Raw genomic sequence first — 21,779 nt, forward strand, 5'->3', positions numbered from 1 at the left:
TTTTTTTGAAATTATGGAAAATTTAGTGTATAAATAACTAAATTAAACACATAATAATTGTGTAAAGAATTCCAGTATTAGTATTTCTCAAAAATAAAAAAATATTACTGGAATTTGAAATTTCCAGTAATATAAATTATAAAAAATCTTATTTACACAAATCTATAGACATTCTCAATATATCCATTGGTTTTTTTATTAATATTGATAATGATCTTGTTTACGTATAAAAGGTACTTGTAATTTGATATCTAAATTCATTTTCTCAATCTTGAAGTTTTTACCTAGACTATCAGCTGCTAATATAGCTGCATATACCTGTTCACAATCTACTTCAAATGGCATATTATGAATAGTTTCATTTACATCACAAGATAATTTTGCAACATTCATTATTTCTTCTTCTTTTATTTCACTTATTCCTATATCACTAAGAGTTATAGGTAAACCTACTGATTCACAAAATTCTAATACTTTATTTATTTCTTCCATAGATTCATTTTCTAGTACTAATTGAACTAATGTACCAAAAGCAACTTTTTCTCCATGGAAATATTTATGTGTTTGTTCTATTGCTGTTAATCCATTGTGTATAGCATGAGCTGCAGCTAATCCTCCACTTTCAAATCCTACACCACTTAATAAAGTGTTAGCTTCAATTATATTTTCTACAGCCTTAGTACAAACATGATTTTCTACGGCTTGTTTAGCTTTATATCCATCTTCTAGTAGAGTTTCATAGCAAAGTTTAGCTAAAGCTATTGCAGTTTTAGTAGCTTTACCACCAGCTATAGAGTTACTATTAGAATTTGCTGTTGCTCTAGCTTCAAAGTAAGTAGCTAGGGCATCTCCCATACCTGATGCTAAGAATCTTGATGGAGCATTTTTTATTATATCTGTATCCATTATAACCATATCTGGATTTGATTTTAGGAATAAGTATTCACTAAATTCTCCTTTTTGTGTATAAATTACAGATAAAGCACTGCATGGTGCATCTGTTGATGCCATTGTTGGCACTATTATAACAGGTGATTGAGTATAATAAGCTACTGCTTTAGCTGTATCTAAAGTTTTACCTCCACCAATACCTACTATAACTATATCCTTCATGTCATTAGAAGCATTTATTATTCTATCTATTTCAACTTTGGAACATTCACCTGTAAATCTTTCATATTTTATATTTAAATTTTCAATTTTACAACTTTGTCTTATTTGTTCTTCATAGTTATCGAATATAAATCCATCAATAATTAGAACTGCTTTATTAGAATATACACTTATGTATTCTCCTAATTTAGATAACTCACCTTTTCCCTGTATGTATTTTCCTGGACTTTGAAATACTTTTTTCACAATTAATCCCCCTTTTTTATTTGTTACTATTTAGTATTGTTATTTATAATTGTAGTTTGTATCCTATTCTTAAGGATGTTATTAGTCTACATTATGATTATATGATAAATACTACTTATAAAAATATATGTATCTTAATAACTTTAATACTTAAATTTTTATAAGTAGTATTTGCCATACAAATAAGGATGAATGAGTATAACTTTCTCCATATTTACGATACTAAAACATCTTTTTAGTTTATTAATATCAGTATCATTATGAAAAAACGAATATGATTTTATCAGGTATTACATTACCTATGAATGATACAAAAAAAAGGGGAGAAATACTAGAATCATAGGAGTAATTAAAAAGAATGATTAGAACAGAAATTATATAGACCATGAAGTAATGATGAGTTTAGGGATACAGTTAAATGAGATATATCATAGAATATTATGATCTTAGTAAAAAAAGAATAGTTCAATGAGGTTAAGAAGTTTAGATTTAAAAGTTTTATTCAATTTTAAAGAAGTTGTAATGAACAATATTAATATTATTACTAATTAAATGAATAGGAGTATAGGATCTTATTTTTATTTAAAATATAATTAAAGATGTAACTAATGTAAGAGACTAAATATTAAATATCCTAGTAGAAAAAAGAAGTCTTAAAAAATAAAGTAAATAAATAACTAATAATATATACAAATTTAGATAAATGAAATAAAATAGTATTATTATACTAAAGATAATAACAAAAGGAGAATATATGGAAAATTTATTCGATTTTTTAGAAAATAAAAGTAAAGAAGAAAAACAAGAAAATATAATATTAGAAACTCAAACTATAGATATATCTACTACACAAAAAACTAAGTATATTATAGATGAAGAACATTTAAAACATTTAGAAAAAGTTAAAATAAGTTTATATAATGAAGATGAAATAAAGGCATCAGGCCTAGAAAGAAAAGATTATATAAGATTAAATAGTTATGTTGGCTCTAGATTAAATACGGATTTAAGAGTTAAAAACAATCCTATAAAAGAAGTAGAAGTTAAAATAGAATTAGTTGAAGAAAACTATTTAGACTCACTTGAAGAAGTTGAAATGGATGAAAATATATTTAATGAAGATAATGGTATAAAAGAAAATAAAATGTTAATAGTTGATGGATCTTCACTTTTATCAACAAGTTTTTATGCAACAGCAAGAGACTTACTATTTGCAAAAACAGAAGAACAAAAAGAGTTTGCATATACAAAATTAATGAAATCTCCAGATGGAGAATATACAAATGGAATATATATGTTCTTTAAAACATTACTACCATTAATTGAAAGTCAAAAGATAACACATTTAGCAGTTGTACTTGATAGAAGTAGAAACACATTTAGACGAGAAATTGACCCAGAATACAAAGCAAATAGAAGTGAAACACCATATCCACTTAAAAGTCAATTTAAGTTATTAACTGAAATACTACAAGAAATGAATATACCAGTATTTTCTCATACTGAATATGAAGCAGATGACTTTGCTGGAAGTTTAGTTAAGAAATTTGAAAAAGATATACCTATATATTTACACACTAAAGATGAAGACTATATTCAATTAGTATCAGAAAATACTAAATTATGGATGGTAACAAGTAAAGCAGATGATATGTATAAAGAAATTGGTATAGATAAAAAGGATATTAATGTTCCAAGCGGGATATTTGAATATACACCAGAGTATGTTAAACACTTTAAAGGAATAGAGCCAATTCAAATTATAGATGCAAAAGCTATAGAAGGTGATAAGTCAGATAATATAAAAGGTGTTAAAAATGTTGGTCCAACTTCATCTAGACCTCTTATAGCACATTATGGTTCTATAGAGGAAATATATAAGAATATAGAAAACTTAAGCAAAGATGAGGAAAAGGAACTTTTAACATTCTTTAAAGAAAATTTAGGTATAAAAAGATCTCCTTTAAAAAACTTATTACAATATAAAGAAGATGCAATTATTAGTAAAAAGTTAGCAACTATAAAAACTGATATAGAAGAAATACAAAATATGGATTTAGATAGTTTAGCCTTAAATATAGACAATGAAAAGATGCATGAAATATTTATGAATCTAGGAATGGTAAGTTTAGTTAAATAAATTTGTCATAAATGATTTGGAGGAAATAAATGACTTATAAATTTGAGGCAATAATACAACAAGTTGAGAATAAAGACGCAACCTTTATAGAAATACCTTTTGATGTAGAAAAAGAATTTGGTGCTAAAAGAGTAAAAGTAAAGGCTAAATTTGATAATGTAGATTATAGAGGTTCTATAGTAAGAATGGGTATGCCATGCTTTATGATAGGGCTTACAAAGGAAATAAGAAAGAAAATAGGTAAAGGTATAGGAGATACTGTATCTGTAGAGATAGAAAAAGATGAAGAAGAACGTATTGTTGAAATACCTATAGAATTTGAAAGTATGCTTAACAAAAACAATAATGCGAAAGAGTTTTATGGTAGTCTATCATACTCTCAAAAGAAAAAGTATATAACTTGGATAACGTCAGCTAAAAAGGAAGAAACTAAAATAAAGAGAATGAATGAGGCTTTACTAAAACTAGAAGGTAAAGTGAAATTATAATATACAAAATATAAATGCCTTTATATCAGTACATTTTAATCTGGTATAAAGGCATTGTTTATATTGAATTACCACTTTAGAGTATCTAATATCTAAGTAAAGGTTATAATTTAGGAGGTAGTAAATGAAAAAATTTATATACTCAATAGTAACTCTTTTAATTTTAATTCTAATAAATATAATTTCATCTAAAATATTTAATTTAGAATTTATAGAACTATCCTTTTGTGTAGGCTTAACATCATCCGTACTAGTTGGATTTTTCTCTAGCGAGGGAGGATTAATATCTGATATGACAGACATTTCAATTAAATTCTTACTTGATAGCAAATCTAGAAATAGTTCACATTTTACAAAGTTTCATATAAATACACCAATTATAATATGAATATTATACACATTAGTATCTGCTATATTAAGTGTTATTATTTACTGGGAATACTTTTAAAATATGTCAGCTATTATATTAGTTAAATAAATTTTAAAAAAATATTTTAAAATTTATTGACAGTTTTACAAAAAAATGTAATAATAAGAAAAACAAGAAAAACTTTAATTTGGTCCAGAGAGACTAAAAAGATATTTGAATAGTTTAAAGTATAAATGAACGACTATCCTTTTATCTCTTTAGGTAAAAGGATTTTTTATTGCAAATATCTTTTAACTTTGGAAGACATCATATGTGGAGGTTAAGAAGATGACATTTAAAAAATTAGCAACATTAGCAATGGCAACAGTAGTATCAGCATCATTATTAGTAGGATGCTCAGGAAGTAAAGAAAGTGCAAAAGATGATAAAATAACTGTAGCAATGATAACTGACGTAGCAGGAGTAAACGACCAAAGTTTCAACCAAAGTGCATGGGAAGGACTTCAAAGAGCTGAAAAAGAATTAGGTATAGAAGTTAAATACTTAGAATCAAAGCAAGATTCAGACTATGCAACAAATATAGAAACATTAGTTGATGAAAACGTAGACTTAATACTTGGAGTAGGTATGAAATTAGCTGATGCAATAAAAGAAGGTGCTGAATTATATCCAGAACAAAACTTTGTATTAGTTGATAAAGAATTAAAAGATGCTAGCAATGTAAAGAGTATATTATTTAAAGCTGAAGAATCAGCATACTTAGCAGGTTTAATAGCAGGTAAAACTACTAAAACAAATAACGTAGGATTTATAGGTGGTATGGAATTACCAGTTATAGATACTTTTAAATATGGATTTATGGCAGGAGTAAAAGCAGCTAACCCAGATGCTAAAGTTCAATCTCAATATGCAAACTCATTTACAGATCAAGCAAAAGGTAAAGCTATAGCTAACCAAATGTACTCAAACGGTGCAGACATAGTATTCACTTGCGGTGGAGACGTTGGAACAGGTGCTATAGAAGCAGCTAAGGAAAATGGTAAATATGCAATAGGTGTTGATAGAGACCAAAGTGATTTAGCACCAGAAAATGTATTAACTTCAGCTATAAAAAGAGTTGATGCAGGTGTATTTGAAACAGTTAAATCATATGTAAATGGAACATTCGAAGGTGGAACAACTACAACTTATGGATTAGAAGAAAATGCAGTAGGGGTACCTGACACTACTAAAAACTTAGTTTCTCAAGAAATATTAGATTTAGTTGAAGAAACAATTACAAAGTTAAAGAATAAAGAAATAACAGTTCCTAAGAATGAAGAAGAATATAACGCTATGGTTAAATAGTTAATATAAAATAAAAAGGCTAGAAATAAGATTTTGTATAAAACTTATCTCTAGCCTTTTTTACATATTTTAGTTGACATTGATAAAAAAATAATATATTATTTAATTAACGATAGTGATAATTATTATCAATTAATTGATAAATATATTAAATAATATGGAGGAAAAGGAATGAAAATAGTATATTGGTCAGGGTCAGGTAACACTGAAAAAATGGCAAATTTAATAGCACAAGGTATAAAAGAAAATGGAGTAGAAGCTCAAGTAATAGACGTATCTCATGCTAATTCAGATATATTTAATGATGAAGACATAATAATATTAGGGTGCCCAGCTATGGGAGCAGAAATGCTAGAAGAAAGTGAATTTGAACCATTTATAGAAAGTATATCAAGTAAGGTATCAGGGAAAAAAGCAGTACTGTTTGGCTCTTACGATTGGGGCGATGGTGAATGGATGAGAGACTGGATGAGCAGAATGGAAGAGTATGGTTGTGATGTAATATTTGATGGTCTTATAATACGCGAAGCATTGGAAGATGATTGCACAGAGTGTTTAGAGTTAGGTAAAAAAATTGCAGGAATGTTAGTTAAGTCATCTAACTAATATTAATAAAACACTTATATTTAAAAGTAAACCTTTTATCTATAAGTGTTTTTATTTATTTAAATTTATTAATCTTATTTAAAATATCATATAATTTAACTTTAAAACCTAATAAAATAAGTTTTATAATTTTATATCTATCTAAATATTAAAATTATGAGTATAATAGAGATTAACGCTAAAAATGAAAGGACATTAAAAATGTACTCAAATTTAATAGAAGAAATAATAAGATCTCATACAGATAAAAATAAATTTAATACAGGATTTTCTTTCTTTAAAAGAAATTTAGTTATAAATGATTATTCAAAAGTAGATGGTGATAATATAACTTTTTATGCAACTGTAATAGATGAAAATCATAGAAACAACTACACAGCAATAATAAGTATAAACACAAAAACAAGAGTAATATCAAATATGAGTTGTGATTGTCACAGTTTACTATCAAACACTAAACCTCAAATATGTAGCCATATAGTAGCTACAGTATTAAATGGATTAGAGAATTTAAATAAAGAAACTAATGATGAATATATAGATGAAAATATAACTATAACTCCTAATATAACTCTGGATATATCTCAATCAAGAAATGGATATATGAGTATGAAGCTAGATATAGATGGAGTAGATTCAAATGAATATAGAGAAATATTTAGCTCATATAAAAATAATAATAGATTGTATAGAATGAAAAATGGAGCTTACTTAGACTTAAAAGATAAGGACATAGAACAAGCATTTAAATTAATAGATATATTAAATATATACAATGACTTTGATAATATGAAAATACCAAATAACAAAGCTATATACTTAGAAAAACTTATAGAAGATGAAGACTTAAGCTTTGTAAATGGCAGTAAATATGTATCTAATGTAGTTAAGAAATTTGATAAGGTTAAAAGTAAAAATTATGAAATTCCAAAAGATTTAAATGCAACTCTTAGAGATTATCAAGTAAGTGGATTTGAGTTCTTTAAAACTTTATCAGATTATCAGTTTGGAGGAATACTAGCTGATGAAATGGGTCTAGGTAAAACTATACAAACAATAGCTTTTTTATTATCTAATAAAGATAAAAAAAGCATAGTAATAACACCAACAGCCCTTATATACAATTGGAAAAATGAATTAGAAAAATTTGCTCCAACATTAAAAGTTGGACTTTTACATGCAGCAAAAAGTGAAAGAGAAAAGATATTAGATAATATAGATAACTACGATGTTATACTAACTACTTATACAACTTATAAAAATGATATAGATAAATATAAAAATATAAGCTTTGATTATTGTATTATAGATGAAGCTCAAAACATTAAAAATCCAGACGCAATTATTACAAAGGCTATAAAAAATGTAAATGCTAAAGTTAAATTTGCATTAACTGGAACACCTATAGAAAATAACTTAATGGAACTTTGGTCAATATTTGATTTTATAATGCCAGGATACTTATATAATAAATCAAAGTTTAAAAGTATATTTGTAAATAACGATAAAAATATTATAGAGCTTAAAAATCTTATAAAACCATTTATATTAAGAAGAACTAAAAAAGAAGTTATAACAGAATTACCAGATAAAATAGAGCAAAAAATTATAATAGACTTAGAAAAAGAACATAAAAGAGCATATAAAGGATATGTAAACCTTATAACTAGAAAAATAAAAGAAAATAATCAAGATAATATAACGGTATTTTCATATTTAACAAAATTAAGACAACTATGTTTATCACCAGAACTTATGGTTAAAAACTACCAAGGTAAAAACTCTAAGTTAGATGTTTTAATTAACATTATAAATGATTCAAGTGATGAGAAAATATTAGTATTCTCTCAATTTACAAAAGTACTAGAAGTTATAGGTAAAAGATTAAACGAAGAAAATATATCATATAGCTATTTAGATGGTAAAACTAGTGCAAAGGATAGAGTAAAGCTAGTAGAAGAATTTAATACAAATAATAATAAAGTATTCTTAATATCTTTAAAAGCTGGAGGAACAGGTTTAAACTTAACAAGTGCAAACATAGTAGTTCATTTTGACCCATGGTGGAATCCAGCTGTTGAAGATCAAGCAAGTGATAGAGCTCATAGAATTGGTCAAAAAAATGTAGTTAATGTAATAAAGCTTATAGCAAAAGGTACAGCAGAAGAAAGAGTAATAAACTTACAAGAAACTAAAAAAGAGCTTATAGAAGATGTTATTAATGGAAACTTAGATAATAGTTCTACATTAAAGAATTTATCTAAAGACGATATAATAGATTTATTTATGAGTTGAAAATAATATTTATATATTAGTCTAAATATTAGGCATTATTAAGATGATTTAAGAATATAAGATTTTACATTAAAAGGGATTATAACTTATCAAAGCTATAATCCTTTTTATTATTCTAAATTCAATTTTTTATCTAATATATAAGTTGTTGCAAAGAATAATACTAATATTATAATTAGATTAATTACTATGGCTATATTAAGACCTTTAGAAACAATAGATGTTACACTATTAATTGCATAATTAATATTATCAATAGCTTCAATATTTACAGAAGCATCATTTACAAATAAACTAACTATATTTTGAGCATAAGATATAAGTAAGTTAATAACTAAGAATCCTATAAATGAAGATACATTTCTAAATCTATTAAATATTGGTAACTGTCCAACAGAAAGAGCTAAATATACATTAAATATAAAGATTGTATAACTAATAATCATTAATAATATTATCTTAAGAAATTGACCTAATATATTAAGATTTAACATATTTGAAAACAATAAATTAAATTCATTTATAAAATAACTAAAATCAAAATACTTATAAGTTGGTATCATAAAGATTATAGTAAATGATAAAAATGCTACAACAAAACTTAAAAATGTCCATATTAATGAAGTTAAATATTTTGATAGAACAAGATGCTTAGAACTTACAGGAAGGGTAAACATTAAATAACCTTCATCTTTAAGCAAGTTCTTATTAAATCTTTGTATAGTAACAACTATAGTAATAACAAATAATGAAATAAATAAACACATAAGTACAATAGTAGCTAAACCTTGAATATTTAATATTTCTAAGTTTAACGATAATCCATTTACTATAGAGACAACAAGTATTGCTATATAAAGAGGTATAAATACTCTTGAAGTAGCTTTTAATTCATATTTTAATAACTTACCTAACATTTAAATTCCTCCCTAAATAAAGCATCTATAGACTTTCCTTTTTCTTCTCTAATTTCATCTACATTACCTTGTAAAACAATATTACCATTAGATATAAAAATTACATCATCACATATATTTTCTATTTCACTTATTAAGTGAGTAGCTATTAATAATGTACTATCTTCACAATAATTTGTAATAATAGTTTTAAGGATATAAGTTCTAGCAGCAGGGTCAACACCACCAATAGGCTCATCTAGTATATAAAGCTTTGCATGTCTTGACATAACAAGTATTAATTGAACTTTTTCCTTAGTTCCTTTAGACATAGTCTTAAGCTTTTCATTAATATCTATATTAAGACTTTTTACCATATCCATAGCTTTATCTATATCAAAATCATCATAAAAATCATTGAAAAAGTTTAAAATATCAGAAACCTTCATCCAATCATTAAGATAAGTTCGCTCTGGTAAATATGATACTATACGCTTAGTTTCTATAGAAGGCTTTATACCATCTATCAACACATCACCACTATTAGGTTGAAGCAATCCATTTATAAGCTTTATTAAAGTACTTTTACCACTTCCATTAGGACCTAAAAGTCCTACAATCTTTCCTTTAGGAATATTTAAATTCATATTACTTATAACTTCTTTTTTTGAGTAACTTTTATATACATTTTTAATTTCAACGATATTGTCCATTAACTCATCTCCTTTAAATTATTTATAACTAATTCTATTAGTTCTTCTTTTTTGTAACCAAGTTTAGTAAGTATATTGTATAGAGATAATATTTCAACCTTAGCTACTTCTTCACGCAGTTGATTTATATTATCTTCATTATCAGTTACAAACCTTCCACTTGTTCTTTGGCTGTATAAAAGATTTTCTCTTTCAAGTTCAGATAATGCCCGTTGCATAGTATTAGGATTTACACCAAATTCTTGAGCCATATCTCTTACAGAACTTAACTTAGAACCTGGTTTTAGCTCTTTAGATATTATCTTAAGTTTGATTATATCTATTAGTTGAAGATATATAGGTTTATTATTATCAAATTCAAAAGACATATATCCCTCCTTATTATTGTATTAAGTACTTAATACAATAATAATCATATATAGATTATTTGTCAATGTATTTAATTATTTATATATAGGAGATACTAATAAAAAGAGAATTTTTATAGAGTAATAAAATAGAAAGCTTAAAATAAAAATATGTAAAGAAGTGAAATTATAAAATTTAAATATTAGGCTATGTTTTAAACTAGTGTTGAAAATGATACAATATATTTAACTTCGCAATTGTTATATAATACGAACTAAATCAAGAGTTGTATGAACAATACAACTCTTGATTTTTATTATTTCAAAATTTATATAATTTCAATATTATGCTAAAACATAGCCAAAAATAAAAATATATGTAACAAAGTCACAAAGTATATAATTAAATGAAATCTATATTTTTATTGGTGAAAATTGTATAATATAATTATAGAAATATAGGAGGAATAGGAAATGGAGGGAGTAAAAAATGAAATTTAACTTACCTAAAAAGCTAGTAGTAGGAAGCATTGGAGCTTTACTTATACTAGGAACGGTAACGGCAATAGTTGGAAATTTCCTTTGGGGTGATGAAGTATACAACGATGAATACGAGTTATTACAAGAACAAGAGAATGATAAGGAATATTATTTAGGCCTATTAAATTCACCATTAGACGAAGTAAGAGAAATACTAAAAGCCGAAGGCTGGGAAGAAGTAAACGGAAGAACAAACCCTTCTTATGGAGATAGTTGGGAGCATTGGGAAAGAAATAGAATAAGAATAGAAATACTTTTTACAAGTGATACAAATCAAATTAATGCAATGGCTTATGGAGATGCTAAATTTCAAAGTGAAGAACACTATTTAAGACGTTTTATGAATAGTATACCAACAGAAGAATTTGAAAAGTTACTAGAAAATGAAGGTTGGGAACTATTCACACAAAAATTAGGGGCTAGTAGTTGGAAAGAATATCATAGACAAGCTAGTAATAGACTTGAAAAATTAACTTTAACATATCATGGAAATGAACTTGTAGATTTAAGTTATGATTATGAATAGGAAGGAGGGCGAAAGCCATTCTTTTTTATTTGTTGGCTACATTTTAAATTAATGTTGATTTTATAACATATTTTAACAGATGAAAAAAGTAGGGGCATATACCTCTACTTTTGGTTAGCATTATTAATAGATTACGTAGTAAATATTATAGCTATTTTAATTATTTTGAATATAAAAAGTGGGGGTAAAATATGAATAATTCAAAGAATATTAAGTTACTATACTGTATTTTAGGAAGTTTTATACTTACGTTACTTCAAACGCCAATATTATTTCAGGCAACATATATAGTCTTTGGTGGTTCATCTGGTAGTAATTTATTTACAGAGTTACTGTATACAATATTTGGGTTTATATCTTTTATAGGTGTTATTTTATTAATAATATTTTCAAGTTGCTTAATTATAAACAATATTAAATTTAATAATAAATAAACTAATTTACTATGTCAGTGATTTTTTATCTAGGCTCTGTTAGATTAAATTGTTGATTTAGAACTTAAAAAAGTATGGAATATCATATCCATACTTTTTACTAATTTTCATTTAATTTTATTTAATAGTTATCTCTAATTTTCCATTTTCATCAATATTATTAATAACTACATTAGCCTTTCCGTTATAACCTTTTTCTAAGTATCCGACTATATATTCTTCATAGGAATTACCTTTATTATCTTTGTATGTTAAAATTATTGAATTTCCTCCTTGAATAGCATTAGTATCAATAGTATCTTTCCAAGATTTTTTAGATTCTATTTGCGAAATGGTTTGTATTATGTTACCAACCTTATATTTTAGTTCTAATTTTTCAACAGTATTATTAGTATTATTAGTAATATATATTTTATATCCACTACTAAAACTAAATTTACAAATACCAATAACTCCTAATAAAAACAATATTACTACACTTATTATGATTTTATTTCTTTTACTCATAAACCCTCCTTATTACCATATTGTAGTAATAATATCATAAGACATAATTATTTATAACAGTCTTTATGAAAATTATATAAATTCTGCAATCTTACCTTTATATCCTTTAATTTTAGTATCTATAAAAGGTATAACACTGTGAATAAGCATATTCTTAGTTCTGATTATTTCTTTATCATCATTAAAACTCTCAAGCCATTTATACCAAGCCATATAATTTGATAAAAACTTAGTAGATACACCTTTAAATCTATACATCCAAATCTTTAGCTTACTATGCAAAGAATTAATGTGATTGATAATGTGAATTAGAAATAGAATGATTGATGGTTTTATAAATGTGTTATAAATACAGTTATGGCATCTTTTTTTGTGCCTTTTTTTAGATATAATTATTAAATGAGTTGCAAATTAAAAAATAATGAAAATTATTTTTTTATTTATGTCAGATTTTATTAATTAAAATTGAATTAAATAATGTAAAAGCTTTTATAAAATATTAGGAGGAGTATAAATTGCAAAATAACCTATTAATTAAATATATAAAGAAGAAAAATCCTAAGGGAATGGATATGCTGATAGATAATTATGGTGGAATTATAGCATCAGTAGTAAGAAATCATCTGGGGACTTTAATAAATTACGAAGAAGAATGTATAAATGATGTTTTACTATCTATTTGGGAAAGTATTGATGGATATGATAGGGATAAAAACACCTTTAAAAATTGGATATGTGCCATTGCTAAATATAAATCAATTAATTACAGAAAAAAGTATTTAGCTAAATATGAACAAACAGAAATAAACAATGAAATTTACTATATAGATAAAAACTTAGTAAAATTAGAGATAAATGAAGATGTAGAAGATATTTTACGTTGTCTAAATAATAAAGATAAAGAATTATTTATTAAATACTATATTGAGGGTTATGAACTTGAGGAGATAGCCAAAACAAATAAAACAAATGTTACAAACTTATATAGTAGGTTATCTAGGGGTAGAAAGAAAATAAAAAAAACTTTAAATTATAAGGAGATATAAATTATGAAAGATAATTTTAAACTATTAAATAATATTGAGATGGATTTAGATAAATACGAGGATTTAAATATTGATAAAGATAAATTAAAGAAAAAAATGAGAACACAAATTAAAACTAAAAATAAATTCAAAAAAAATATATCAGTGGCTGCTAGTATTTGTATAGTTGGAATTGGATTAAGTAGTGTAGGAGTTTTAAATAAATCACTGGCTTACAATGTACCTATATTAGGAAGTATGTTACAAATGATACAAAACTCTCTAAATAATAATGATAATTTATTAGATAGCTATACAGAAGTAAATAAATCATTTTCTAAAGATGGACTTACTGTAAAGATTGATAAAGTAGTATATAGTAAGAATCAAATATTTATGGAGCTAGAACTAAAAACGGATGTCCCATTTGAAGAAAGTAAATATGCAAAAACTATTGTTTATGATCCTAGAGAGTCATTTGCTGATAGCTTAGAGTTAGTAGGACGAGATTGGGAATTTTCTATAAATAATAAAAAAATGCAAAATTATACATTTGCTTATCCTAGATTTCACTACATAGATGAATACACTTTGAAAGGTAATATGCTAATAGATTTTAAGCCATTTATAGATGAAAGTAATGAGTATGATATATTTAAAATGGAATTTAACTTAGAAGCAGTAGATTACGATAGAGAGACACATGAATATAATCATATTGAAGATATTAATGGTCCTTGGTCACTAGAATTCCCTGTTAAATCTAATATAAGTAAAACAAAAACAATAAGACCAAAAGTAACACAAGATGGTATTACAGTTCAAAAAGTTGTACTAACTCAAACTTCACTTAATCTAAATTTATCATCTAAGGAAAATATAGGATTATATGCTGAAGTAAAAGATGACCAAGGAAATATACTGAGTGGTGCAGGATTAGGCATGTCAAGTGGTGATACTTATGATGGTGATTATTATTTAAATAATATAGGTCAAGATATGAAATATATAACAGTTTTGGCATATAAAGAAAATTTAAATGGAAGTAGTGAACTGGTAACTGAAATAAAGATAAATTTAAAATAAGTTAGTTCACAATATTAATATAATGCGAACTAAATCAAGAGTTTTATGAATAAGTAAATACAGCTCTTGATTTTTTTATTATTCAAAAATTATATAATTTCAACATTATATTAAAACATAGCCAAATATTATTATAAAATTGAATTGATAGTCTATATTAGATAATAAACATATAAGTAATATAAAAAAAGTACTATAAATATAAAATAGCTAAATAAATTTAGCTTAACTATACAAATATACTTCTTTGAATATACTTTAAAGAATCAGAAATATTATCAAATATTTTCTTTGTAACCATCAATCTTTCAATATATTCAGGATAAACTGCAGTATCAAATACTTTATCTATTTTAACTTCTATATGGTTATCTATACAGGATATATATATACATTTAGTATATTTATAAAAAGATTTAAATATAAGAATTTTATTATTTGTTACTCTAAGTAAAGTATAACCACATAAGTTCAAATTATTTTTTAAGTAGTTTAAGTTGTTTTTCATATAATATCTCCTTAATTAAACAAAGCTACATGCCTTTTAATATAGTGGGAAAAATAATTCATGATGATAATGTGAAATGATACCATAATTATTTCCATTAAGTTAAAAAGTATACTTAAAAATCTGATTAATAATTAAATAATGGGTATTAATATACATAAGGAGGTGAAAACATGAAAATATATACAAAAACAGGTGATAAAGGTCAAACATCATTATACGATGGGACACGAGTTGACAAAGATAGTATAAGAGTTGAATCATATGGAACAATAGATGAGTTAAATTCATACATAGGTTTATGTATGCACTATATAAATGAAGATGAGAAAAAAGTATTATTTAATATCCAAAGAGATTTATTTTATATCGGATCAGAGTTAGCAACTAAAAATACAGAGAAACTAAACAAAGTAGTAACTGATAATGATATTAAAAATTTAGAAAATATAATAGATAAGTATATGGGTGAGGCTAAAGGAATAGATTCATTTATAATACCAGGTACATCCTTAGCATCAGCCCACTTACATATAGCAAGAACAATATGTAGAAGAGCTGAAAGAATTATAATATCTCTTAGTAAAATAGAAGAAGTAAACCCAATGCTTATAAAATATATAAATAGATTATCTGATGCTTTATACGCTATAGCAAGATATAGCGAAGATAAATTAATACCTATGGAATTTTAATTATTAAAATATAAAGGAACCAAATAAATAAAAGTAACATACTATATAACGTGTTTAAATGTGTAAACAGGGGGATATAATATGGATTGCTTTGAAATAAAAAATAATAGTTCCTTAGTAAGAGTTTTTCATGCTGCACCTCAAGCACCAAATGTTGATGTGTATGTTAATGATCAAATGGTTTTTAGTAATTTAGCATTTGGCGATTTTACTAGATACGTATATTTAGATGAAGGTGAATATAATGTATCTGTGTATTTAGCTGGACAAAAGGATAGACCAGTTATAAATCAAATGGTTGATGTGCCATCACAACAAATATTTACTATAGCAGCTACTGGAAATTTAGATAACTTAGGTTTATTAGTTATACCTGATAAAGTATCAAAATCACCTTCTCAAAACTATAGCTCAGTAAGAGTAATACATTTATCACCAAATGCACCAGGAGTGGACATATTAGTTGATGGTGATACATTATTTGAAGACATATCTTTTGGAGAAGGAACAGATTATGTAGATTTAAATCCTGGAACATATAATGTAAATGTTGTATTAAATACTGATAAAAGTGTTGTATTACCACTTAAAGTAACATTAAATCCAGATAAGATATACACTATATATATAATAGGTAACCCACCTACTTTACAAGCGGTTCAAGTCGTAGATGGAAATACTTATGCTTGTAGATAAAATTTAAGATTAATATTTTAAGTAACTAATAAAGAAAAATATAATAATTATATAAGTACTTAAAATAATGAGCCTATATGGCTTATTATTTTTTTGAAATTTGTCCAAAATAATGTATGTATATATATTAAAATATGATAAAATTATAGTTAATAAAATAACAAATGATATTTTAAATATTAAACTTACAAAAGGGACAAAAATTACAAATAAGGAGTTAAAGAGATGGCTGATAAAAAAACTACACTTATACAGAGTTCTAGAGGATCTGTATTTTCTGTTTTTGGGGAAGAGGAACTAAATCAAATAACAGAAGAAGGTAAAAGAAAGGTTGCAGTGTCTGGTAAAATAAATGAACCAGGAATAATAGAAGTGCCTGAAAATGCAACGCTTAATGATATAATTGATATTTGTGGGGGAATATTAGACAAAAAGAAATTTAAAGCAGCGCAACTTGGAATTCCATTTGGAGGATTTTTAACTGAAGATAGTTTAGACAAAGTTTTAGATTTTGATTTATTTGATAAAAACAGCAGTAGAAATATTATAATACTATCTGAAGACGATTGTATAGTTCAATATGCAACTTTCTATGTAGATTATTTAATAGGTAGAATTGAAGATAGCAACAAAAGCGAAATATATAAAAAGTACTCAGAAGTTAAAGAAGAAGTATATAGAATATGGAGAGTATTAGATCGTATAAGTAAGGGAAGATCTAATATGCGTGATGTATACCTATTAAGAAGATTATCAGGGGAAATAAAAGACAAACTAAATCAAGAACATAATATAATACAAGAAATTATTGGAAACTTCTATGAGGAAATAGAAGAACATATAGACGAAAACATATGTAAAACTTCACAATGTAACCACCTTACAAAACTTACAATTACAGATAGATGTATAGGATGTGGTGCTTGTAAGAGAGCCTGTCCTGTAGATTGTATAGATGGAGAACGTAAAGAACAACATTACATAGATTATACTAGATGTACACACTGTGGTGCTTGTGTATCAGCATGTCCAGTAAATGCTATAACTGCAGGAGATAATACATTTAAATTCTTAAGAGATTTAGCAACACCAAATAAATTAGTTATAACTCAAATGGCTCCAGCTGTAAGGGTTGCTATAGGTGAAGCATTTGGATTTGAACCAGGTACAAATGTTGAGAAAAAAATAGCTGCAGGACTTAGAAAATTAGGTGTAGATTATGTATTTGATACTACATGGGCGGCAGATTTAACTATAATGGAAGAAGCAACAGAATTCCAATATAGATTAGAAAAACATATAGCAGGAGATAAAGATGTTAAGCTTCCAATACTTACTTCATGTTGTCCTGCATGGGTTAAATTTATAGAACAAAACTATGCGGATATGCTAGATGTTCCATCATCAGTAAAATCACCTATGCAAATATTTGCAACTGTTGCAAAAGACTTATGGGCAAAAGATAAGGGTATACCAAGAGATAGACTTATATCTGTTGCTATAATGCCTTGTATTGCTAAGAAATATGAAGCATCTAGACCAGAGTTCTCAAGAGGTATGAACTACGATGTAGACTATGTTATAACAACTAGAGAACTTATAAAAATATTTGAAGATTCAGGAATAAACTTAAATGAAATAGAAGATGAAGAAATAGATTCAATAATGGGAGAATATACTGGTGGAGGTATAATCTTTGGTAGAACTGGTGGAGTTATAGAAGCTGCAACTAGAATGGCTGTTGAAAAAATGACAGGACAAAAACTAGAAAAAGTAGAATTCCATGAACTTAGAGGATTTGATGGATTTAGAAGTTGTGATGTAGAAGTTAATGGACTTAAACTTAGAATAGGTGTTGCTCATGGTCTTAGAGAAGCTGCAAAAATGCTAGATAAAATAAGATCTGGAGAAGAATTCTACCACGCTATAGAAATAATGGCATGTACTGGTGGATGCGTAGGTGGAGGTGGACAACCTAAAGCTAAAAAGAGGGTTGAAACACTAAAACAAAGAGCAGAGGGATTAAATAATATAGATAGTTCATTAGCACTTAGAGTATCAAATGAAAACCCTTATGTTCAAGCTATATATGATAAATACCTAGATTATCCAATGAGTCATAAAGCTCATGAACTACTTCATACAAAGTATTTCGTAAGAGTAAAAAATCCTAAAAAATAAATTTAAATATAATAAAACCTTAAGATATAATTCTTAAGGTTTTATTTTTATATAGATATGGTAAAATATATTAAGTAGCAAAAAGTTTATTTTAATTGATTGATAGGCTCTTTTTATTTAAATTAGTATTATTATTTGTTAAAATTAAAATAGAAAAAGACATTAAGAGTCGATAGGAATGAATACGAAAGATATATTACTTATATGGCTACTTTCTGCGCTTTTAAAGTAATCTAAATACATATACATTTAAGAATATATATTAAGATATATTATAGAATATAAGAATCAATTATATAGATATTTATAAATATAATAAGAGGTGAAATTATGAAAGGTAGAATTGATTTAACACAAGGAAAAATAACAGAAAAATTAGTAAAGCTATCACTTCCTATTATGGCAACTTCATTTATACAAATGGCGTATAATATGATTGATATGATATGGGTTGGAAAAGCTGGAAGTAGTGCAGTAGCAGCAGTAGGGACTGCAGGATTTTTCACTTGGCTTGCTATGGCGTTTATTACAATTTCAAAAGTAGGTGCAGAAGTAAAAGTAGCTCAGAGTATGGGTCAACATGATGTAGATGAGACAAAATTATATATAAAATCAGCAATAGAAATAAACATAATTCTTTCTATTTTATATACTATATTCCTTATAATGTTTAAAGACCAATTGATTGGATTTTTTAGATTAGGTGATGAAAATGTAATATCTATGTCAAAAGAGTATTTAGTAATAGTAGCTTTTGGGATGATATTTTATTTTATAAATCCAGTATTTACTGCTATATTCAATGGTATGGGAAATAGTAAAACTCCATTTTTAATAAATACTATAGGGTTATTAACAAATATAGTGCTAGATCCAATTTTAATACTTGGATTAGGTAAAATACCAAGTATGGGTGTAGCAGGTGCTGCAATTGCAACAGTGGTTGCACAGATAGTTGTAACAAGTTGTTTTATGTTAAAAATATTAAAAAGTAAAGAAATATATTTTAAGATTATCCCATTTAAAGATATAAAATTAAATTATTATAAAATATTGTATAATTTAGGTATACCAGTAGCATTACAAAGTGGATTATTTACACTATTTTCTATGACACTAGGCGTAGTAGTTGCATCATTTGGACCAGTAGCCGTAGCAGTTCAAAAGGTAGGGTCTCAAATAGAATCTATATCATGGATGAGTGCAGAGGGTATAGCAGCAGCACTATCTAGCTTTGTTGGTCAAAATTATGGTTCAAAAGATTATGATAGAATTCAACGTGGATGTAAAATAACCCTTTTAATAGCTATAATTATGGGAACTATAAATACAATTCTTTTAGTATTTTTAGGAAAATACATATTTAGCATATTTATAAATGAAAGCGAAGCAATATTAAAAGGAGCAGATTACCTTAAAATATTAGGATACTCTCAGTTATTTATGTGTATAGAAATAGTAATAGCAGGAGCATTTAGAGGGCTTGGAAAAACTTTAATCCCATCATTAGTTAGTATAATTTTAACTGGAAGTAGAATTCCTCTTGCATATTTAATATCAAATCCTAGCATATTAGGTCTTAATGGAGTATGGTGGAGTATAAGTATATCTAGTATATTAAAAGGTATATTACTTCTTAGTATATTTATAATACTTATAAGAACACAAAAATTATATGGGTTTCCAAAATTAAAACCAAATTTTGTAGAAGATGAAAATAATATATAAAATAATTTTTAAAATAGGTGGATATAACTCTACCTATTTTTTATTAAAAATGATATTATAAAAAAAGAAATTAAACATTAGGAGAAGATGCAAATGGAAATGAGTATATTAATAACTAATGAAGCTAAAAGAGAACTAGATAAATTATTAGAAAATAGCGATAAACAATGTATAAGAATACTTACAAGAGGTATAACTATGACATCAGAGGCAAAAATAGACCTTGAACTTGATGAACCTAATGCTAATGATAACTTATATGATGTAGATGGTTATAAAATAATAATAAATAAAATTTTAGATTCACAAATGAATTATATAACTATATCTTACGGTGGTCTTTTAAGTAGAAATCAATTCTGTGTAGAAGCAGACTTTTGTTTTTATTACTAAAATAATTAATATGTTGTGATAGTTATTGTATTAAATATATTGAAATTGCTATATAAAATTTTTTAACTATCAAAATATAGTTTGTTAGTATCTAGTATTTTCAATAATTATATTTAATTAGAACAACGAGTTAATTATGAATAAAAATAGGAACATATCAATATGGGTATGTTCCTATTTTTATTCATAAGGAAACTATAATATAAAAAGCTTAAATTAATTAATCCGTTGTGCTAGTTAAATTTTACAATAATAAAACTCCAACAAATATAGTACCCTAAGATTATCACCAATCTAAAGGAGGGTTACTACAATGTTGGAGCTTAATAATTATTATATCCAGAAAGTAGAAAATTTAACGGATTTATTTACTATAATTTTTACAATAGTCGATGATATATATAATGATATCATACCTATAAGTATTAGAAATAGACGTAATATCAAAGATAGCAAACTTTGCGATAGCGAAATAATAACTATAAGTATAGTTGGTGAACTTCTAACTATAGATTCAGAAAAAGCATTTTTCAGCTTATTGAGTAGAGAATATTCAAAACTATTTCCAAAGTTAGGAGATAGAACTAGATTTAATAGGACAAAACGAAATTTACATTCTGTAATTAATGAAATAAGAGAGTATATTTCATTGTATATTCAATCTTATTCGAATAATATAAGAGTTATAGATAGTATGCCGATTCCAGTTTGTGAGTTTGGCAGAGCACATTTCAGTAAATGTTTTAAAGGCGAAGCCTCTTATGGAGTATGTCCATCAAAAAAACAAACCTATTTTGGCTTTAAGTTTCACGCACTTACTACAATAGATGGTTTCTTAACTGACTATGTTATAACGCCTGCAAATGTTGATGATAGAAATGCAGTATGGGATTTATGTG

The 21,779-nt window shown here is 25.8% G+C and carries 22 protein-coding genes and 1 pseudogene; 16 read left to right on the plus strand and 7 right to left on the minus strand.

Features of this window, described 5'->3' with window-relative positions; genetic code table 11:
* Positions 1-198: 198 nt before the first annotated feature.
* The gene (locus BN7997_RS08340; protein ID WP_071120353.1) at positions 199-1,359 is read right to left on the minus strand and encodes a glycerol dehydrogenase; all 1,161 of its coding nucleotides are present in this window, start codon (positions 1,357-1,359) and stop codon (positions 199-201) included.
* A 754-nt stretch (positions 1,360-2,113) separates the two neighbouring features.
* Here BN7997_RS08340 and BN7997_RS08345 point away from each other — a divergent pair.
* From BN7997_RS08345 to BN7997_RS08370, 6 genes are all read left to right on the plus strand, one after another.
* The gene (locus tag BN7997_RS08345) at positions 2,114-3,499 is read left to right on the plus strand and encodes a 5'-3' exonuclease (RefSeq protein ID WP_143023192.1); all 1,386 of its coding nucleotides are present in this window, start codon (positions 2,114-2,116) and stop codon (positions 3,497-3,499) included.
* Positions 3,500-3,528: 29 nt separating this feature from the next.
* A complete protein-coding gene (locus tag BN7997_RS08350) occupies positions 3,529-3,987 on the plus strand; it encodes a YdeI/OmpD-associated family protein (RefSeq protein WP_071120354.1) in 459 nt (152 codons plus the stop codon).
* A 124-nt stretch (positions 3,988-4,111) separates the two neighbouring features.
* Positions 4,112-4,375, plus strand: coding sequence for a hypothetical protein (locus BN7997_RS08355; protein ID WP_071120355.1), 264 nt, complete (start codon positions 4,112-4,114; stop codon positions 4,373-4,375).
* Positions 4,376-4,684: 309 nt separating this feature from the next.
* Positions 4,685-5,704 (plus strand): BMP family lipoprotein, encoded by a 1,020-nt coding sequence (locus tag BN7997_RS08360; protein ID WP_071120356.1) that lies wholly within the window; start codon positions 4,685-4,687, stop codon positions 5,702-5,704.
* 171 nt (positions 5,705-5,875) lie between these two features.
* Complete coding sequence (locus BN7997_RS08365; protein WP_071120357.1) at positions 5,876-6,310, plus strand: flavodoxin; 435 nt, start codon at positions 5,876-5,878, stop codon at positions 6,308-6,310.
* Between the two features lie 156 nt (positions 6,311-6,466).
* On the plus strand, positions 6,467-8,605 hold the full coding sequence (locus BN7997_RS08370; protein WP_242873405.1) for a DEAD/DEAH box helicase: 2,139 nt from the start codon (positions 6,467-6,469) through the stop codon (positions 8,603-8,605).
* 110 nt (positions 8,606-8,715) lie between these two features.
* Here BN7997_RS08370 and BN7997_RS08375 read toward each other — a convergent pair whose 3' ends face one another.
* The 3 genes from BN7997_RS08375 to BN7997_RS08385 are packed head-to-tail and all read right to left on the minus strand — an operon-like array spanning position 8,716 to position 10,582.
* Positions 8,716-9,522 (minus strand): hypothetical protein, encoded by an 807-nt coding sequence (locus BN7997_RS08375; RefSeq protein WP_071120359.1) that lies wholly within the window; start codon positions 9,520-9,522, stop codon positions 8,716-8,718.
* Complete coding sequence (locus BN7997_RS08380; protein WP_071120360.1) at positions 9,516-10,214, minus strand: ABC transporter ATP-binding protein; 699 nt, start codon at positions 10,212-10,214, stop codon at positions 9,516-9,518. The genes BN7997_RS08375 and BN7997_RS08380 overlap by 7 nt, the downstream gene beginning before the upstream one ends.
* Positions 10,214-10,582: a GntR family transcriptional regulator gene (locus BN7997_RS08385; protein WP_071120361.1), complete on the minus strand. Its 369-nt coding sequence runs from the start codon at positions 10,580-10,582 to the stop codon at positions 10,214-10,216. The genes BN7997_RS08380 and BN7997_RS08385 overlap by 1 nt, the downstream gene beginning before the upstream one ends.
* 469 nt (positions 10,583-11,051) lie before the next feature.
* Between BN7997_RS08385 and BN7997_RS08390 the strand changes: the two genes are divergently transcribed.
* Both BN7997_RS08390 and BN7997_RS08395 read left to right on the plus strand, forming a co-directional pair.
* On the plus strand, positions 11,052-11,627 hold the full coding sequence (locus tag BN7997_RS08390; RefSeq protein ID WP_071120362.1) for a hypothetical protein: 576 nt from the start codon (positions 11,052-11,054) through the stop codon (positions 11,625-11,627).
* Between the two features lie 191 nt (positions 11,628-11,818).
* Positions 11,819-12,061, plus strand: coding sequence for a hypothetical protein (locus BN7997_RS08395; RefSeq protein ID WP_071120363.1), 243 nt, complete (start codon positions 11,819-11,821; stop codon positions 12,059-12,061).
* Positions 12,062-12,178: 117 nt separating this feature from the next.
* Here BN7997_RS08395 and BN7997_RS08400 read toward each other — a convergent pair whose 3' ends face one another.
* On the minus strand, positions 12,179-12,568 hold the full coding sequence (locus BN7997_RS08400) for a hypothetical protein (RefSeq protein WP_071120364.1): 390 nt from the start codon (positions 12,566-12,568) through the stop codon (positions 12,179-12,181).
* Between the two features lie 72 nt (positions 12,569-12,640).
* A pseudogene (locus BN7997_RS08405) lies at positions 12,641-12,877 on the minus strand (IS1595 family transposase); the annotation flags it as partial.
* 206 nt (positions 12,878-13,083) lie between these two features.
* On the opposite strand from BN7997_RS08405, the gene BN7997_RS08410 reads away from it, so the two are divergent.
* Both BN7997_RS08410 and BN7997_RS08415 read left to right on the plus strand, forming a co-directional pair.
* Positions 13,084-13,614, plus strand: coding sequence for a sigma-70 family RNA polymerase sigma factor (locus tag BN7997_RS08410; protein ID WP_083335054.1), 531 nt, complete (start codon positions 13,084-13,086; stop codon positions 13,612-13,614).
* A gap of 3 nt (positions 13,615-13,617) precedes the next feature.
* Entirely contained in the window at positions 13,618-14,679 is a 1,062-nt protein-coding gene (locus BN7997_RS08415) for a DUF4179 domain-containing protein (RefSeq protein WP_083335055.1), read from the plus strand.
* A gap of 229 nt (positions 14,680-14,908) precedes the next feature.
* On the opposite strand, the gene BN7997_RS08420 is transcribed toward BN7997_RS08415, so the two are convergent.
* Complete coding sequence (locus tag BN7997_RS08420; protein WP_071120366.1) at positions 14,909-15,187, minus strand: hypothetical protein; 279 nt, start codon at positions 15,185-15,187, stop codon at positions 14,909-14,911.
* A 173-nt stretch (positions 15,188-15,360) separates the two neighbouring features.
* On the opposite strand from BN7997_RS08420, the gene BN7997_RS08425 reads away from it, so the two are divergent.
* The 6 genes from BN7997_RS08425 to BN7997_RS08450 form a co-directional block, all read left to right on the plus strand.
* Positions 15,361-15,882, plus strand: a complete 522-nt coding sequence (locus BN7997_RS08425; protein WP_071120367.1) for a cob(I)yrinic acid a,c-diamide adenosyltransferase — start codon at positions 15,361-15,363, stop codon at positions 15,880-15,882.
* An 81-nt stretch (positions 15,883-15,963) separates the two neighbouring features.
* A complete protein-coding gene (locus tag BN7997_RS08430) occupies positions 15,964-16,578 on the plus strand; it encodes a DUF4397 domain-containing protein (RefSeq protein ID WP_071120368.1) in 615 nt (204 codons plus the stop codon).
* Between the two features lie 225 nt (positions 16,579-16,803).
* Positions 16,804-18,759 (plus strand): [FeFe] hydrogenase, group A, encoded by a 1,956-nt coding sequence (locus BN7997_RS08435; RefSeq protein ID WP_071120369.1) that lies wholly within the window; start codon positions 16,804-16,806, stop codon positions 18,757-18,759.
* 330 nt (positions 18,760-19,089) lie between these two features.
* Positions 19,090-20,487 (plus strand): MATE family efflux transporter, encoded by a 1,398-nt coding sequence (locus BN7997_RS08440; protein WP_071120370.1) that lies wholly within the window; start codon positions 19,090-19,092, stop codon positions 20,485-20,487.
* A 93-nt stretch (positions 20,488-20,580) separates the two neighbouring features.
* Complete coding sequence (locus tag BN7997_RS08445; RefSeq protein WP_071120371.1) at positions 20,581-20,880, plus strand: hypothetical protein; 300 nt, start codon at positions 20,581-20,583, stop codon at positions 20,878-20,880.
* Positions 20,881-21,193: 313 nt separating this feature from the next.
* The coding region (locus BN7997_RS08450) for an IS982 family transposase (protein ID WP_143023234.1) at positions 21,194-21,779 on the plus strand (586 nt) is incomplete at its 3' end.

The sequence above is a fragment of the Romboutsia timonensis genome (assembly GCF_900106845.1).
Taxonomy (GTDB): Bacteria; Bacillota; Clostridia; order Peptostreptococcales; family Peptostreptococcaceae; genus Romboutsia; species Romboutsia timonensis.

What these genes read in the sequence shown, in the direction of transcription:
- BN7997_RS08345 (WP_143023192.1), top strand. Translation starts at nt 2,114, where the DNA reads ATGGAAAATTTATTCGATTTTTTAGAAAATAAAAGTAAAGAAGAAAAA.
- BN7997_RS08350 (WP_071120354.1), top strand. Translation starts at nt 3,529, where the DNA reads ATGACTTATAAATTTGAGGCAATAATACAACAAGTTGAGAATAAAGAC.
- BN7997_RS08355 (WP_071120355.1), top strand. Translation starts at nt 4,112, where the DNA reads ATGAAAAAATTTATATACTCAATAGTAACTCTTTTAATTTTAATTCTA.
- BN7997_RS08360 (WP_071120356.1), top strand. Translation starts at nt 4,685, where the DNA reads ATGACATTTAAAAAATTAGCAACATTAGCAATGGCAACAGTAGTATCA.
- BN7997_RS08365 (WP_071120357.1), top strand. Translation starts at nt 5,876, where the DNA reads ATGAAAATAGTATATTGGTCAGGGTCAGGTAACACTGAAAAAATGGCA.
- BN7997_RS08370 (WP_242873405.1), top strand. Translation starts at nt 6,467, where the DNA reads ATGAGTATAATAGAGATTAACGCTAAAAATGAAAGGACATTAAAAATG.
- BN7997_RS08375 (WP_071120359.1), bottom strand. Translation starts at nt 9,522, where the DNA reads ATGTTAGGTAAGTTATTAAAATATGAATTAAAAGCTACTTCAAGAGTA.
- BN7997_RS08380 (WP_071120360.1), bottom strand. Translation starts at nt 10,214, where the DNA reads ATGGACAATATCGTTGAAATTAAAAATGTATATAAAAGTTACTCAAAA.
- BN7997_RS08385 (WP_071120361.1), bottom strand. Translation starts at nt 10,582, where the DNA reads ATGTCTTTTGAATTTGATAATAATAAACCTATATATCTTCAACTAATA.
- BN7997_RS08390 (WP_071120362.1), top strand. Translation starts at nt 11,052, where the DNA reads ATGAAATTTAACTTACCTAAAAAGCTAGTAGTAGGAAGCATTGGAGCT.
- BN7997_RS08395 (WP_071120363.1), top strand. Translation starts at nt 11,819, where the DNA reads ATGAATAATTCAAAGAATATTAAGTTACTATACTGTATTTTAGGAAGT.
- BN7997_RS08400 (WP_071120364.1), bottom strand. Translation starts at nt 12,568, where the DNA reads ATGAGTAAAAGAAATAAAATCATAATAAGTGTAGTAATATTGTTTTTA.
- BN7997_RS08415 (WP_083335055.1), top strand. Translation starts at nt 13,618, where the DNA reads ATGAAAGATAATTTTAAACTATTAAATAATATTGAGATGGATTTAGAT.
- BN7997_RS08420 (WP_071120366.1), bottom strand. Translation starts at nt 15,187, where the DNA reads ATGAAAAACAACTTAAACTACTTAAAAAATAATTTGAACTTATGTGGT.
- BN7997_RS08425 (WP_071120367.1), top strand. Translation starts at nt 15,361, where the DNA reads ATGAAAATATATACAAAAACAGGTGATAAAGGTCAAACATCATTATAC.
- BN7997_RS08430 (WP_071120368.1), top strand. Translation starts at nt 15,964, where the DNA reads ATGGATTGCTTTGAAATAAAAAATAATAGTTCCTTAGTAAGAGTTTTT.
- BN7997_RS08435 (WP_071120369.1), top strand. Translation starts at nt 16,804, where the DNA reads ATGGCTGATAAAAAAACTACACTTATACAGAGTTCTAGAGGATCTGTA.
- BN7997_RS08440 (WP_071120370.1), top strand. Translation starts at nt 19,090, where the DNA reads ATGAAAGGTAGAATTGATTTAACACAAGGAAAAATAACAGAAAAATTA.
- BN7997_RS08445 (WP_071120371.1), top strand. Translation starts at nt 20,581, where the DNA reads ATGGAAATGAGTATATTAATAACTAATGAAGCTAAAAGAGAACTAGAT.